This window comes from Corynebacterium sp. HMSC036D02 (genome assembly GCF_001836165.1).
Classification (GTDB): domain Bacteria; phylum Actinomycetota; class Actinomycetes; order Mycobacteriales; family Mycobacteriaceae; genus Corynebacterium.
In genome coordinates, this window is sequence record NZ_KV827693.1 from 33,460 (window position 1) to 47,835 (window position 14,376).

11 protein-coding genes and 1 pseudogene are annotated in these 14,376 nt (G+C 61.6%); 10 read left to right on the forward strand and 2 right to left on the reverse strand.

Annotated features, from left to right (window positions below; all coding sequences use genetic code 11):
* Positions 1-79 precede the first annotated feature (79 nt).
* The 6 genes from HMPREF2743_RS09060 (at position 80) to HMPREF2743_RS09085 (ending at position 8,321) form a co-directional block, all read left to right on the forward strand.
* A complete protein-coding gene (locus HMPREF2743_RS09060; RefSeq protein WP_070818626.1) occupies positions 80-1,774 on the forward strand; it encodes a lysophospholipid acyltransferase family protein in 1,695 nt (564 codons plus the stop codon).
* Positions 1,775-2,106: 332 nt separating this feature from the next.
* On the forward strand, positions 2,107-3,831 hold the full coding sequence (locus HMPREF2743_RS09065; RefSeq protein ID WP_070818627.1) for a glycerol-3-phosphate dehydrogenase/oxidase: 1,725 nt from the start codon (positions 2,107-2,109) through the stop codon (positions 3,829-3,831).
* A gap of 73 nt (positions 3,832-3,904) precedes the next feature.
* Positions 3,905-4,642 carry an MIP/aquaporin family protein gene (locus HMPREF2743_RS09070; RefSeq protein ID WP_070818628.1) on the forward strand — a complete coding sequence of 246 codons (738 nt, stop codon included), beginning with the start codon at positions 3,905-3,907 and terminating at the stop codon, positions 4,640-4,642.
* A gap of 24 nt (positions 4,643-4,666) precedes the next feature.
* Complete coding sequence (glpK, locus tag HMPREF2743_RS09075) at positions 4,667-6,214, forward strand: glycerol kinase GlpK (RefSeq protein WP_070523843.1); 1,548 nt, start codon at positions 4,667-4,669, stop codon at positions 6,212-6,214.
* Between the two features lie 115 nt (positions 6,215-6,329).
* On the forward strand, positions 6,330-7,175 hold the full coding sequence (locus HMPREF2743_RS09080; RefSeq protein WP_070818629.1) for a Cof-type HAD-IIB family hydrolase: 846 nt from the start codon (positions 6,330-6,332) through the stop codon (positions 7,173-7,175).
* 45 nt (positions 7,176-7,220) lie between these two features.
* A complete protein-coding gene (locus HMPREF2743_RS09085) occupies positions 7,221-8,321 on the forward strand; it encodes an HNH endonuclease signature motif containing protein (protein WP_070818630.1) in 1,101 nt (366 codons plus the stop codon).
* Positions 8,322-8,475: 154 nt separating this feature from the next.
* Here the strand turns inward: HMPREF2743_RS09085 and HMPREF2743_RS09090 are convergent, their stop codons facing one another.
* Positions 8,476-10,401, reverse strand: a complete 1,926-nt coding sequence (locus HMPREF2743_RS09090) for an N-acetylmuramoyl-L-alanine amidase (RefSeq protein WP_083321623.1) — start codon at positions 10,399-10,401, stop codon at positions 8,476-8,478.
* A 170-nt stretch (positions 10,402-10,571) separates the two neighbouring features.
* Between HMPREF2743_RS09090 and glf the strand changes: the two genes are divergently transcribed.
* The 3 genes from glf (at position 10,572) to HMPREF2743_RS09105 (ending at position 12,741) form a co-directional block, all read left to right on the forward strand.
* Positions 10,572-11,768 (forward strand): UDP-galactopyranose mutase, encoded by a 1,197-nt coding sequence (gene glf, locus HMPREF2743_RS09095; RefSeq protein WP_070818632.1) that lies wholly within the window; start codon positions 10,572-10,574, stop codon positions 11,766-11,768.
* Positions 11,769-11,845: 77 nt separating this feature from the next.
* Positions 11,846-12,082, forward strand: a complete 237-nt coding sequence (locus HMPREF2743_RS09100; RefSeq protein WP_070597020.1) for a hypothetical protein — start codon at positions 11,846-11,848, stop codon at positions 12,080-12,082.
* Between the two features lie 50 nt (positions 12,083-12,132).
* Positions 12,133-12,741, forward strand: a complete 609-nt coding sequence (locus HMPREF2743_RS09105; RefSeq protein ID WP_070744252.1) for a three-helix bundle dimerization domain-containing protein — start codon at positions 12,133-12,135, stop codon at positions 12,739-12,741.
* Between the two features lie 2 nt (positions 12,742-12,743).
* On the opposite strand, the pseudogene HMPREF2743_RS09110 reads toward HMPREF2743_RS09105, so the two are convergent.
* Positions 12,744-13,139, reverse strand: a pseudogene (locus tag HMPREF2743_RS09110) (IS110 family transposase); the annotation flags it as partial.
* Between the two features lie 628 nt (positions 13,140-13,767).
* Between HMPREF2743_RS09110 and HMPREF2743_RS09115 the strand changes: the two are divergent.
* On the forward strand, positions 13,768-14,271 hold the full coding sequence (locus HMPREF2743_RS09115; protein ID WP_227485914.1) for an ECF transporter S component: 504 nt from the start codon (positions 13,768-13,770) through the stop codon (positions 14,269-14,271).
* Positions 14,272-14,376: the final 105 nt, after the last annotated feature.

The window sequence follows — 14,376 nt, forward strand, 5'->3', positions numbered from 1 at the left end:
GGCGGCTCGCGCGCCGCTTACTTTTGTCCCCTCCTTGCTGCCTTCCGCCGGCGGCGAGGTCTTAAGCATTTGGAGCACTATGAGCGCTGTGGCTATCTTCCTCTACCGGCAGATCACGCACATCGGGCGCGGGGTGACTATTGCTCAGGGGCTCAAGATGCGCTTGTCCGGGGAGGAGAATATCCCGGATAAGGGCGGGGCCGTCATCGTGTGCAATCACACCGGCTACATGGACTTTCTCTTTGGGGCTTTCCTGGCGTACCGCAAGCGCCGCTTGGTGCGCTACCTGGCTAAGGCCTCTATCTTTAAGACGCCGGTGGCGGGGCAACTGTTTCGGCTGATGGGCCATGTACCGGTGGATCGTATCGATGGTGGGGCGTCGATTGTGAAGGGCATTGAGCTGGCCAAGAGCGGGGAGCTCGTTGGGGTGTTCGCGGAAGGGACGATTTCCCGCAGCTTCGAGATTCGCAGCATGCGCAATGGCGCAGCGCGGATTGCTCATGGCGCGGGGGTGCCGATTATTCCGCAGGTTATCTTTGGCTCCCAGCGCCTGTGGACGAAGGGGCAGAAGAAGCACCTGGGCCGCACGAAGACGCCTGTGCTGATTAAGGCCTTGGAGCCTTATTACACGACGGGTGACTTTGACGCGGACATCGCTGAGGTACGCCGCCGGATGCAGGAGGCCCTGGAGGGCCTGTGGGCCGACTACGAAGCGGAGTTTGGCCCGATGCCGGCCGGCGAGTTCTGGGTGCCGGCACGCAAGGGCGGCGGCGCCCCGACGTTGGAGGAGGCAGAGGCCCAGGACTCCGAGGTGGAGAGTGAGCGCTACCGCGTGCGTCGGCTGCGCGATGATCTGACAAGCCTTAAGGACCGCGTCTCCGAGGCCACGGTGGAGCTCATGCGCGACCGGATGGCGCTGATGAAGCCGGGCAGTAACGAGGAAACCGGTACTGCAGAAGCTGGAGCCGATGCCGCAGAGAAGAATCGCCCGCGTACTGCGCCGGAAACCCTCGAGTGGATCAAGGAGAACCTCAACTCGGTGGTTGAGGAAGCCATGCGCGGCGTCGGGGAAGGCCGCGACAAGGTCACGGAGGTCATGGCGCAACTGAAATCCGACGTGATGGAAGCCCAGGCCTCGATGACGGCGAGCAGCAAGGAGATTTTCGCGGGATCCGTGGTGGAGCAGGGCTTGCTGTCTGCGGCGACGCAATCGCGCATCATCGTTTCCCGCCTGCCTCACCGGGTGAAGGCTGAATACTCTGAAGCGCCGCGGGTGATTGCGGCAGATCAGAGTGCGTTGAGTATGGAGAACGGCGAGATTTCGAAGCGGCTCCAGGAGGCGCTTGTACAACTGCACCCGCAGGTTGAGGAAGTGATCGTGATTTCGCCGCAGGGCGAGGTGCTGGACGCTGCGGCTTTTGGGGATCTCCCCCAAACCTGCTGGCGCATTGCCTGCGCGGACGGGGCCGAAGGGGTGCAGTTTAACGATGCCCCTGGCGGCGCAGTGGTGACCGCGTCTTCGCCTGCGGAGGGGTTGGCAGCCGTGGTGAAGAAGATCGGCGCCGAGTCCAAGGATCTCTTGTTCTTTGCCAACGAGCCAGGGGATGAGACCTTTGCGGAGGGTGGGGAAGGCGTCGCTGTGCATATGGTGGCGCTGGAGACCGCCCCCATTGAGGTGATTAAGGCTGCCCGTGCGGTGACGTATTCCTCGGAGCGTTATGGCATGGCTGAGGTGTTGGAGGCGATGGCGCGCCTGCAACGAGAGAAGGAATAGGTCCTTATATCCCTGGACTTGTGGAGAGTTCGTGACGCCCGTTAACACCCCCGGAAGGGGGTGTTATTTTATTTTGTTAACCTATGAAGCTTCTTGAAAATGCCAGCTTACGGCAACGAAACCTACGTGTGAGTAGCGTCTCCGGAGAGAAATCCAGGTGATATATAGCATTGGCTTTGGGAGAAAACTTCTTCTTCATCCGCCTTTCGGGCAGGTAGCCGAGGTATCGGTGAGCAGGGCGCTCGTGGTGGATGAGCACGATATGCTGCGCATTCCGTCAACTGGACAGGACTTTCTGACGCCGTGCAGCGAGAGAGGAGACTCAGTCAACAATGAGCACGACGAGTATTACAAGCTTCAACCCTGAGTATTTTGAAAAGACCTGGAACGACTACTCCACCGAGGATTATGACGTCGTCATCATCGGCGGAGGTTCCGTAGGCGCCGGCGCCGCCGTGGATGCGGCCACTCGTGGCCTGAAGACGGCTGTGCTCGAGGCCCGCGACTTCGCCGCTGGCACCTCGTCGCGCTCCTCCAAGATGTTCCACGGTGGCCTGCGCTACCTGGCCATGTTTGATTTCCGCCTGGTGGCGGAGTCCCTCAAGGAGCGCGAGCTCAACATGTCCACTCTTGCACCGCACCTGGTGAAGCCGCTGAAGTTCATCTTCCCGCTGACCCACCGCGGCTGGGAGCGCGTCATGATGTTTGGCGGCTTTACCCTCTATGACCTCATGGGTGGCGCCAAGAGCGTTCCGATGCAGAAGCACCTCACCCGTAAGGGCGTGCTGAAAGTGACCCCGGGTCTTAAGGAGGATGCCGTCGTCGGTGGCGTGCGCTACTACGACACGCTTGTCGACGACGCCCGCCACACCATGACCGTCCTGCGCACCGCCGCCGAATACGGGGCCAACGTGCGTACCGGCACTGAGGTGATTGGCTTTGAGAAGGACGCCCGCGGACGCGTCACCGCTGCGAAGGTCCGCGACCTGGAAACCGGCCGCGAGGCCACCGTCAAAGGCAAGGTTTTCATCAACGCGACCGGCGTGTGGAACGACAAGATTCAGCAGATGGCCGGCGTCGAAGGAAAGTTCACGGTTCATGCCTCCAAGGGCGTGCACATCGTGGTTCCGAAGGATGCTCTCGACGCGGAAGCCGCGCTGTGCTTCGTCACCGAAAAGTCCGTGCTCTTCGTCATCCCGTGGGGTGAGTACTGGATCATCGGTACCACCGACACCGATTGGGAAAAGGGCCTGTCCCTGCCGGACCCGGCCCCGACCAAGGCGGATATTGACTACATCCTGGATCAGGTCAACCAGCGCGTGCGCAACAAGATCACCCGCGATGACATCGTTGGCGTGTACTCCGGCCTGCGCCCGCTGCTGTCCGGCAAGTCCGACTCCACCACCAACCTCTCCCGCAACCACGCCGTGGCCCGCGTGGCACCGGGCATGGTTTCCGTCGCCGGCGGCAAGTACACCACCTACCGCGTCATTGGTAAGGATGCCGTGGACCTGGCCGTGAAGGAGCTGGGTACTAAGGTGTCCGAGTCCGTTACCGAGCGCACCCCGATTCTGGGCGCGGATGGCTATCACGCGCTGGCCAACCAGGTACCGGCGCTGGCTCGCCGCTATAACCTCAGCGAAGAGCGCATCGAGCACCTGCTCGGCCGCTATGGCTCGCTGATCGGTGAGGTGCTGGCCCCGGCTGCTGAGGACGCCACGCTGCTGGAGCCGGTTCCAGGCGCGGAGAGCTACATCTGGGCTGAGGTTCGCTACGCCGTAACCCACGAGGGTGCCCTGCACATCGACGATATCGTGGCCCGTCGTCTGCGCGTGGCCATCGAGTTCGCCGACCGCGGCGTCGCCGCTGCGCAGCCGATCGCTGAATTCGTTGCCCCGCTGCTGGGCTGGGATCAGGCCGATATTGAGCGCGAAGTCTCCCACTTCACCAAGCACACCGAGGCAGAGCTCGCCGCAGAGGCAGCGCTGACCGACCGTGAGGCAAACGACATCCTCGAGCGCGCAGGAAGCGCACGAGCCACCAAGGAAGAAGCCTAAAAGTCACAGGGCCCAGCGAGAGGTGGTTTTCCTCGCTGGGCCCTTGGCCTAGGCAGATAAGAAAGGACATCTTATGACCGGAATGGATGCATTCCTGTGGGAGTTCATCGGCACTGCGCTGCTGCTCCTGCTCGGTAACGGCGTGTGCGCCGTTGTTAACCTTCGAACCTCGGGCGCACGCGGTTCGGATTGGATCGTCATCGCTATGGGCTGGGGCCTCGCGGTGTTCATCGGCGCTAGTGTTGCCGACCCCACCGGTGGCCACCTCAACCCGGCGGTCACCATCATGCTGGCCGTGAACGGTTCCCTCGAGTGGGGCCTCGTTCCCTACTACCTGCTGGGGCAGATTCTCGGCGCCATGCTTGGTGCATTCCTTGCCTGGGCTACCTTTAAGCAGCTTTTCGACGCCAACAATCTCGACGAAGCCGGCAACGTCACCGGCGCCAACAAGAACACCGGGGGCATCTTCTTTACCAAGCCCGCGCACCCGAATAACGGGTGGAACGCGGTTACCGAGTTCATCGCTACCTGCGTGCTGCTCATGTTCATCGCCTTCGGCCCAACCGGAGGAGAGCTGGGGCCGCTGAGCTACTTCGGTGTTGCCTTCGTCATCGTCTCTATTGGTCTGTCCCTCGGCACCGCCACCGGCTACGCGATTAACCCGGTCCGTGACCTTGGCCCCCGCATCATGTACGCCTTCGTCCTTCCCATTAAGGACAAGGGAGACGCCAACTGGGGCTATGCATGGGTCCCGGTAGTTGCACCGACGCTGGCGGCCGTCGCCGTTGGCCTGTTGTCCATGGTTCTTTAAACCAACCCCGACAAGGAGAAAACAATGTCTACCAAGAGCTACGTTGCAGCAATTGATCAGGGAACCACGTCTACCCGCTGCATTATTTTCAACCACGACGGCGAACAGGTGTCCGTTGGCCAGCTCGAGCACGAGCAGATCTTCCCGGAGAAAGGCTGGGTCGAGCATGACCCGGAGGAAATCTGGAGCAACACCCGCCGCGCGGTGGGTGAGGCTTTGGCCAACGGCGATATCAACGTCGAAGACATCGCCGCCCTCGGTATTACTAACCAGCGTGAGACCACCGTTGTGTGGGACAAGAACACGGGCAAGCCGGTGTACAACGCCATTGTCTGGCAGGACACCCGCACCACAGAGATTTGTAAGGAGCTCGCCGGCGACGAGGGTGCGGACAAGTGGCGCCGCCGCACCGGCCTCATCATCAACTCGTACCCGGCCGGTCCGAAGGTCAAGTGGATCCTCGATAACGTCGAGGGTGCGCGCGAGCGCGCTGAAAAGGGCGAGCTGCTCTTCGGCACCATCGATACCTGGCTGCTGTGGAACCTCACCGGTGGTGCCGACGGTGACAACGGCCAGGAGGCCCTGCACGCCACCGACGTCACCAATGCCTCGCGCACCTTGCTCATGGACATCGAGAAGCTCGAGTGGGATGAGGAACTGTGCAAGGAGATGGGTATCCCGACGTCCATGCTCCCGGAGATCCGCCCGTCCCTGGGTGACTTCCGAACCGTGCGCGAGCGCGGCTCGCTGGCCGGCGTGCCGATTCGCGCCATTTTAGGTGACCAGCAGGCCGCCATGTTCGGCCAGGGCTGCTTCCGCCCGGGTTCCGCCAAGAATACCTACGGTACCGGCCTGTTCCTCCTGCTCAACACCGGTACTACCCCGAAGTTCTCCGAGAACGGCCTGCTCACCACCGTGTGCTTCCAGCGCGAGGGCGAGCGCCCTGTCTATGCGCTCGAAGGGTCCGTGTCCATGGGCGGTTCCTTGGTGCAATGGCTGCGCGATAACCTGCAGATCATCCCGAACTCTGCCTCCATCGAGAACATGGCCCGTGAGGTTAAGGACAACGGTGGCGTCTACATCGTTCCTGCCTTCTCTGGTCTGTTCGCCCCGTACTGGCGCCCGGATGCCCGCGGCGTCATCGTGGGCCTGACCCGCTTTGCCAACCGCAAACACCTGGCCCGCGCGGTCCTCGAGTCCACGGCGTACCAGACTCGCGACGTCGCCGATGCCATGGTGGCGGACTCCGGCGTGGAGATCACCGAGCTGCGCGTCGACGGCGGCATGACGATGAACGAGCTGCTCATGCAGTTCCAAGCGGACATGCTTGGCGTGGAGGTGCACCGCCCGAAGAACGTGGAGACCACCGCAACGGGTGCTGCTTTCGCTGCGGGCCTTGACTCCGGCTTCTGGGATGATCTCAGCGTGCTGAGCTCCCAGCAAGGTGACTTCAAGGTGTGGAAGCCGCAACGCGAAAAGGAAGAAGTTGAGGCTCTCTACCGCGATTGGAAGCGCGCCATCAAGCGTTCCCTGAACTGGGAAGACGTGGACGATGACGACGTGATTGCCTAAGACCTGAACGACGCACGAGGACGCGGCCGTGACGAGTAATCTCGTGGCGGCCGCTTTCGTCGTTGGGCGCTTATCCGTGCCGTCGTGTGTCTCAACCTGACGTAGACTCGGGGCTATGGCCAATGAAGTATTCTCGGACCACGCTCCGCGCCTCATCATCAGCGATATCGACGGTACTTTGTTGGACCGAAACCACCGGGTGCCCAAGCGAAACCGCGAAGCTGTGGCCCGTGCGGTCGCCGCGGGCAGCGAGTTTGCGCTGGCAACTGGGCGCCCCTTCCGGTGGATCATGCCCGTGCTCGAGCAGCTGACCGTGCGCCCAGTCTGCGTGACATCAAATGGTGCGGTGATTTATGACTCGGCAGAAGACCGCGTGCTCTCAGCCCACGAGCTCTCACCGGAGGCCCTCGCGGAAACCGTGGAGGTGGCCGCGAAGGTGCTTGAACCTCATGGCGGCGTAGGCTTCGGTGCGGAGCGTGCGGGCGGCTCGGTCTTGGACCCGGTTGAGGAACTCTTCGTGGTGGAATCGCACTATTCGGAGAACGCGCTTTTTGAGGGCTTCGGGCTGGTGAGCGTGGGGGAGTTGGTGTCCCGACCGGCGGTCAAGCTGCTGATTCGTAATACCGCGTTCTCGGCGCCGGAACTCTACGAGCTCATCGCGCCGCACATTGATTCCGAGCTTGCCCACGTGACGTACTCGATGTCCGAGGGCGTTCTAGAGGTTGCGGCCTCCAACGTGACGAAGCGCCGCGGAGTGAAGTGGCTGGCCGAGCATCACGGTATCGCCCGCGAAGACATCGTCGCCTTCGGCGATATGCCCAACGATATCGAGATGCTTGAGTGGGCCGGGTGCGGAGTTGCCATGGAGAATGCGCATCCGGACGTCGTGGCGGCTGCAGATGCAGTGACACTGCCGCACCATCAAGCAGGTGTGGCAAAGGTCCTCGAGCGCTGGTTCTGATATCTCCGGTTGCGGGGTGTGTGGTGGTGTTTTAGTCTTTGTCGCATGGGGGATTTGGAGACTTATTTCTCCTACCGCAGTTCGGGGTTGGATCTTGTGGGGCTTGCGGTGGGCAGTGTGGATGATTTGCGCGCGCGTGGCGCTTCATTGGCTGATGCGGTGGAGTTGGCTGGGCTGCATCGTGTGTATTTTGGGTCGACGCGTTTTACGGGCAAGCAGCGCCAAGCGCGTGCGGCTGCGGTTGCCCAACGACATGATGTGGCGTCGTTGAACTTGATTGAGGCGTATACTGCCAAGGTGAAAAAGGAGTTGGATGCGTGGAATCTGCGTGTCAGGTTGGCAGGGACTCCAGCACACCAAATCCCAAAGGTAGCGAAGGAACGCTTGAAGCAGTTGCGGCCACGGCGGGTGCCTGAACCGGGGGGGCGGTTGACGTACCGGAAGGTGGGGCCGCATTCGTTGACGATTACTGATTCACCGTTGCGCATTAGTGAGATGCGCGGGACCTTGGAGTCGATTAATCCGGTTGATTTGTTGGATGCGGCAGGCCGGGTGTTCTTTGAAAAGGCGCATGGGGGCACTAAGCCTGCGGTAGCGACCAATGTGGTGGTCACCTTGGATGAGTTGGACCAGATTGTGCGGGGCGAGGGCGATGATATTGAGCTCCATCTGACCAATGGTGGGCGGATGAGCGGTCGGGAGTTTGTCACCTATAAATTTGCCGAGGTCGGGTATGTGACGTTGGTGCATCCCACGATTGGGCCGGTGTGGTTGCATCGGGTGCGGCGTTTGGCGGGGTTTGAGCAACGGTTAATGGCCAGTGCGGAGCATCCGACGTGTGCGCGTGAAGGGTGTAATAAGCCGGCGGATTATTGTCAGGTGCATCATTTGGTGCCGTGGCAGGCTGGTGGGGCGACGGATCCGCCGAATTTGACGATGCTGTGTGCCTATCACAATGGCATCAATGATGATGATCCGGATAAGCCGACCGGTGCGGGTTATGTCTTTAGGTTGCGGGGCGGGGTGGATTATGTACCACCCTGGGCGGAGCCGATTACTTCCCAGCCGGCGTACCAGGCAGCGCAAGCAGCATTGAAACAGCAGGCAAGCGGGGACTTACTCGACACAGTACCGCCGGATACCTAAACCCCAATCCCACATAAATGCCGAAGCGGAAGCCGCAAGGTGGCTCCCGCTACATCGGCGATCCCACAGTGCGCACGCTAGGCGACGGCCTGATGGCCGGAGCGCTATAAAACGGCGAGACCCCTAGCCCAACGCGGCTAGGGGTGCTCTGGGATTAGTCCGTGAAGACCTGAATCTGCTCAGTCTCCGGGTCGTAGACAATGGATCCGCCCTGGAACTGCACGCGGACTTCCTTGCCTAGGCCGGTGGGGACTTCGTCGGACGTCGGCAAGCCGAGCGTTGCCGAGTTGTTGCCAGATGCCCATTCCTTGGCGATGCGTCCCACCAGAGCGTGCGTACCGGTGTCCTCGGAACTGAGCACGACGCCGTTTTGGAAGAGCTGGTAGATGATGCCGGCCGACTCATCCGGGCCGCCAACAGCCAGACCCAGCGCTGGTCCAAAGGCGTTAAGGACTGCCGTCCACGTTTCCTTCAAACCCTCGTTCTTGCTCAGGGACAACACCTTGGTTACGATGCCCGGGATCTGCTCCACCGGCAGGCCATTAATCGTCTTATCCATGTCAACCTGCTGGTCGGAGCGAGAGTACAGGATGGTGAAGAGGGTGCCAGCCAGGCCGACTAGTGCGGTGATGGTGCTCATCGGGATTTCAGTATCGCCCAGCGAGGACGTTGCCTCCTGTGCCGGAGTGGAAGGTGCGTTTCCGGTCGGCGCGGAGCCAGAGGAGTCTGGGGTAGAGGTATTGCCGCTGCCCCAGTTCGTGGAGGTCGAACCAGACGCACCCGACTTGATGGCGCGGTACTTCTTGTGCGCCGCTTCGCGGATCTTCGGCCACTGGGCGATGGTGTAACGCCCCGGGCAGGCAGTGAAGTGAACGTCGCTGTGCCCGAAGAGGCCATAAACCGGGGCAGAGGCACCAGCAGGGTAGCGCGAGCCATTGAAGCCCTCCGAGCGGAGTGAAACGCGGGAGGACGGATCGACGCCGGAAATCGCGCCCTTCCAGCCGGCGAGGTCGGTGACAGATTCCAAGAGGGCTTCCGTCGGCTGCGCAGTCTCGTAGTTGCCGATCATGGAGATACCCCACGTGTTCTTGTTAAAACCGCCGATGTGCGCACCCTGCACAGCTTTAGCGAGCCCGCCGTAGCGGCCCTCGTAGATGGTGCCGTACTTATCCACCAGCGCGTTGTATCCGATATCGCACCAACCTAAATTCTGGGCGTGGTACTGGTAAGCAGCGCGCACCTGCGCGGCTGCTTGCGCGCGGGTGTAGTTATTGGAACCCGCGGTGTGGTGCAGCGCGATGGCCTTCACACCGTCGTCGTAGTCGGCGCCCTTGCAGCGGATATTCTCATTCGCGCCCCAGCCGGCGCGCGAAACCACGCGCGGCATGCCATCGGTCTCAGCGGTTGGCTCAATGCCCTCGCCCTCCTGGGCGTTGCCGTCCATGAAGACAGCCTCGAGGCCTTCGACGTCGCTGTTGGCCGGAAGCTCTTCGGTCTCGGCAACGGGGGCGATGTCGCCGACGTTGAAGGGGGCGTCGTCAAGCGCGGCGTCCTCAACGGGGGACTCGGTGAGTTTCTCATCCAAGTTCGACCCGGTCACCAGGTCCACGTTGTTGATGGAGACCTGCACGTCGTTGGTATCGCCCACGAAGATGAGCTCGGTGCCGTTCGTGGCGTTCGGGTCATCGTTGTTGTAGGACATCGCGTCCATGTCGTACCACTCGGACCAGGACCCGTCTGGCTGCTTCGCGCGGACGAAGGCCGCGACATCGCGCGAACCCTTCCACGTGACGGCGAAGGAGGAGAAGGTCTCATCGCGGTGGAATTGCTTGACGGCGCGGGGACCTTCGCCCTCGCCCTGGGCGGCGATGGCCGGGTCATCCACCACGACCGTTTCGCCGGACCCGAAGGATTCGGAGGCTGAGCTCACTTCGATGGGGCCGCTGCCCGCTTCCTGGGTGTGGATAAGGGTTTGGCCGCCCACGGCTGCGGCAGCAACTACAGCGATCGAGGTGACCGTAGCGATAACCGGCGTGGACCACATCGATTTCGCGGGAACAAGACGACGTTTGAGGTGCACTGTTACTCCCTAGGATGGTGTGCGCCACGAGGTTAAGAGGAGCGCAAAAAGTTAACTAACGGGACAGATGTTACGTCAGGTGTTGGAGTGAAAGGGGGTGTGACACGCGAGTTTTCTCGCTTGGGTGTCACCCGCCGTTCTATGCGCGTTACTGCTTTAAGCTGATGCTCATGACTGCATATGACCTCATCGTTGTTGGATCTGGATTCTTCGGCCTGACCGTGGCCGAGCGCGCAGCCTCCCAGCTGGGCAAGAAGGTGCTTATCGTCGAGCGCCGCGAGCACCTAGGCGGCAACGCCTACTCGGAGGCCGAGCCGGAGACCGGCATCGAGGTCCACAAGTACGGCGCGCACCTCTTCCACACGTCGAACAAGCGCGTGTGGGAGTACTGCAACCAGTTCACCGACTTCACTGACTACCAGCACCGCGTCTTTGCCATGCATGACGGCACGGCCTACCAGTTCCCGATGGGTCTGGGTCTGATTAACCAGTTCTTCGGCCGCTACTACTCCCCGGATGAGGCGCGCCAGCTCATCAAGGAGCAGGCTGGTGAGTTCGCCGTGGATGAGGCGAAGAACCTGGAGGAGAAGGCTATCGCGCTCATTGGCCGCCCGCTCTACGAGGCCTTCATCCGCGATTACACCGCCAAGCAGTGGCAGACCGACCCGAAGGAGCTGCCGGCCGGCAATATCACGCGCCTGCCGGTGCGCTACACCTTCAACAACCGATACTTCAACGACACCTACGAGGGCCTGCCCGTCGACGGCTACGCGGCCTGGCTGGAGAAGATGGCGGAGCACGAGCTTATCGACGTCCAGCTAAACACCGACTGGTTCGACGTGCGTGAGGAGCTGCGAGAGGCGTCGCCAAACGCGCCGGTGGTCTACACCGGCCCACTGGATCGCTACTTCGACTTCGCCGAGGGTGAGCTGGGCTGGCGGACGCTGGACTTCGATCTGGAGGTGCTGGAGACCGGTGACTTCCAGGGCACCCCGGTGATGAACTACAACGATGCGGACGTGGACTACACCCGCATCCACGAGTTCCGCCACTTCCACCCGGAGCGCGCCGACAAGTACCCCAAGGACAAGACGGTGATCATGAAGGAGTACTCGCGCTTTGCCGAGAAGGGCGATGAGCCGTACTATCCGATTAACACCCCGGAGGACCGCTCCAAGCTGGAGGCTTACCGCAAGCTCGCCGCCGCGGAGGCCCGCGAGAACCAGGTCCTCTTCGGCGGCCGCCTGGGTACCTACCAGTACCTGGACATGCACATGGCTATCGCGTCCGCGCTGAGCATGTTCGATAACAAGCTGGCTCCATATTTCCGTGATGGCCAAGCCATCACGCAGGAGCGCGGCCACTAGCCCGCCGCGTGCGGCCTGTACGGGTTAATCCCCGTGGCGCGCTATGCTGAGACACCTCGATGGAAGGAGGTGACGGCATGGCTCAGCGCAAGAAGAAGCGCGCAGACCGCAGCATGTGGAAGATGTCCCCGGAGCGGCTCGAGGAACACCTTAAGCTGCGCAGTCGCGCAACGCGCATTCCCGATAAGAAGAAGGAACAATCCAGGAAGGCCTGCCGGAACACCCGGCGGGCCTTTGGCCTTTCTTTGGGAGGTTTCGCCAGCGCACGGGGCCGGGATGCCGCACATAAAACTTGTCGGGCGCTCAACGATTGATTAAAGTTAACAGCAGGTTAACAATAGGCGAACAGAAAGTGAGTTTAGAGATGACTTCCCCTAACGCCCGCCGTTTCGATACGTTGCGCCACGACTTGCACGCAGATTATGGCCACGAATACACCGCGCAGGAGATTGATTCCTTTCTCGACGCCACCATTGAGCGTCACGAAGCTGGTGCGACTTTAGAAGAGTTCATTCCTGTGATGGTGGAGCGCGAGGTGCGCGAGCACTTCGGTACGCACCGCATCCACGTGCGTTTCGCCGCGGGAACCGACCACGCGCTGGCGCAGGCTGCCGTGGCGCTGACGAAGAAGTACGCCGGCGAGGCCCTGCTCGTCGATGCCGCCGTAGCCCACCCTGAAAACGACCCCGACTCCCACATGGCCCACGTGCTTCAAGAGCGCGGCATGGCGGAGCACCCGGACCGCTACGTCGAGGATCTGCGTCTGGTGACCATCCCGGATTACATCGTGTACTTGGGCCGCGAGATCCCGCGCGACGAGGCCGGCAAAGACATCAAGATCTGGGACATCGCCACGGCAGAAACCGTGGAGGAGACCCGCGAGCTGGCCGATGACCTCGGCGCCCGCGTGCTCTACATGCTCAACCGCCTGGGCATCGATCCCATCTCGGAGGATGCCGCTGTCACGGCCTAAATCAGCTGGATAAAGACTTCCTCAACGCGGTCGACACTGCGCAGGGAATCTGGAAGGTTAAGACCGGCATGGGCGATGACGTAGGCGTCGCGTACATCGGTCTTGGAGTTGCCGACGTGGATGCGAGAGAGCTGTCGCATCGCAAGCCCTGGTAGATAGTGAATATCTGCCCCCATGTCTTGGGCGACTGCGACGGTTAACCGGCCGATGTTGTTGGGCTGATCGACAATGACAAGGACCGAGGCGTTGTCGGCGAGGAATTGGCCGAAGAGCTTGCGTAGCGAGCCTTCATGCTGATTGATGCGTTTGGACAGGACTTGCCTGCCTTGGGGATCGAGGACGCAGGCGTGGTGGAAGTATTTGCCGACGTCTACGCCAATGACGAAGTCATAGGCCATGGGTGTATGCCTCCTAGCGATGAATGAGAAGTTGGATTATTTATGCTTCATCGCTGGGGTTGGTCGGACATACTTGCACTGGCATCCACATTACTGTGAGACCTCATACCACCTGGGCTGGGTCAGGTTCCTATTAGCAGTTTGAGTATGTCACTGTCTTCGGCGACATCACCCCCCGGATCATTTTCAGACAGGGACAGGAATAAGCCATACCGAAGCCAGCGACTAGTTCCACTGTCCTTTCAGACGGAGGGACCGGAAATAAACATAACCAGCCCAATCGGGTGGACAGGCTATGAATCTTCGGTGTCCTGAGGTGGAACTGCTAACAACGTAATGGGGGGAGCGGGGGCAAAGTCAATAGTTCGAGTCTGGCATAAGTTGATAAGGATTGCCTAACCTAATACTGTTTCAAGTTATGTTCCGATCGGGAATCGGCAACGGAAGCGAGGCGGCGACGATGAACAGAAAACGTGGATCGACCAGAGAACCCCTCTCCGGAGGGGGAGTCGGGGACGCGGGCCCGGACGGGACGGGCGACGGCGACGCGGTGGCGTCGCAGACGGACGACGGGCGGTTGGTACACGTCGCACCGGTCGCAGCGGGTGGCCGACCATCCACCCGCGATATGCTCGTCGCCGCCGCGATCGGCGTCGCGGGGTCTCTCGTCGTCGTGCCCCTGACCTACCTGCAGGTGTTCGCCGGCATCGCCCACGTTTATCTCGTCGCGGCGACGCTCGGGTTGTGGTTCCTGCAGTGCGTCGTTCCCCTCATCGTCGTCCGCAAGCCTGGCGCGAGCCTCATTGCGTGCCTTGCCATGGGCGTCGTGTCCGCGGCGACCACCCCGTTCGGCGTCGCCGCGATCGGGGCGCTGATCATGGAAGGATTGCTCATCGAGCTTCCATTCATGGTCACCCTGTACCGGCGGTGGACGCGTACCCAGTTCGTGGCGTCGGCGATGTTGTTCTCCGCGCTGATGGGAACGATGGCCCCGCGCGCAGTTGGCGTCGACTCGCCGACCACGCCCATGACCCTGATCAGCTTCGCCGTAGCCTTGGCATCGAGCCTGGTGTTTTTGGTCCTGGGCTTTGCCGTCGCAAAGGGGCTTCGCAGCCGCGGGGTCACCCAGTGACCGGCGGAGCACCTGCGTGCGCCGGTGCGACACGTGGGACGGCCCCGGCCCGGTTACGGGTCAGTGGCGCTGGCGTGCGGCACGCCGATGGGCGATGGGCACCCG

Excerpts from the sequence above, each read along its gene's own strand:
- HMPREF2743_RS09060 (WP_070818626.1), top strand. The coding sequence starts at position 80 with ATGAGCGCTGTGGCTATCTTCCTCTACCGGCAGATCACGCACATCGGG.
- HMPREF2743_RS09065 (WP_070818627.1), top strand. The coding sequence starts at position 2,107 with ATGAGCACGACGAGTATTACAAGCTTCAACCCTGAGTATTTTGAAAAG.
- HMPREF2743_RS09070 (WP_070818628.1), top strand. The coding sequence starts at position 3,905 with ATGACCGGAATGGATGCATTCCTGTGGGAGTTCATCGGCACTGCGCTG.
- glpK (WP_070523843.1), top strand. The coding sequence starts at position 4,667 with ATGTCTACCAAGAGCTACGTTGCAGCAATTGATCAGGGAACCACGTCT.
- HMPREF2743_RS09080 (WP_070818629.1), top strand. The coding sequence starts at position 6,330 with ATGGCCAATGAAGTATTCTCGGACCACGCTCCGCGCCTCATCATCAGC.
- HMPREF2743_RS09085 (WP_070818630.1), top strand. The coding sequence starts at position 7,221 with ATGGGGGATTTGGAGACTTATTTCTCCTACCGCAGTTCGGGGTTGGAT.
- glf (WP_070818632.1), top strand. The coding sequence starts at position 10,572 with ATGACTGCATATGACCTCATCGTTGTTGGATCTGGATTCTTCGGCCTG.
- HMPREF2743_RS09100 (WP_070597020.1), top strand. The coding sequence starts at position 11,846 with ATGGCTCAGCGCAAGAAGAAGCGCGCAGACCGCAGCATGTGGAAGATG.
- HMPREF2743_RS09105 (WP_070744252.1), top strand. The coding sequence starts at position 12,133 with ATGACTTCCCCTAACGCCCGCCGTTTCGATACGTTGCGCCACGACTTG.
- HMPREF2743_RS09115 (WP_227485914.1), top strand. The coding sequence starts at position 13,768 with ATGCTCGTCGCCGCCGCGATCGGCGTCGCGGGGTCTCTCGTCGTCGTG.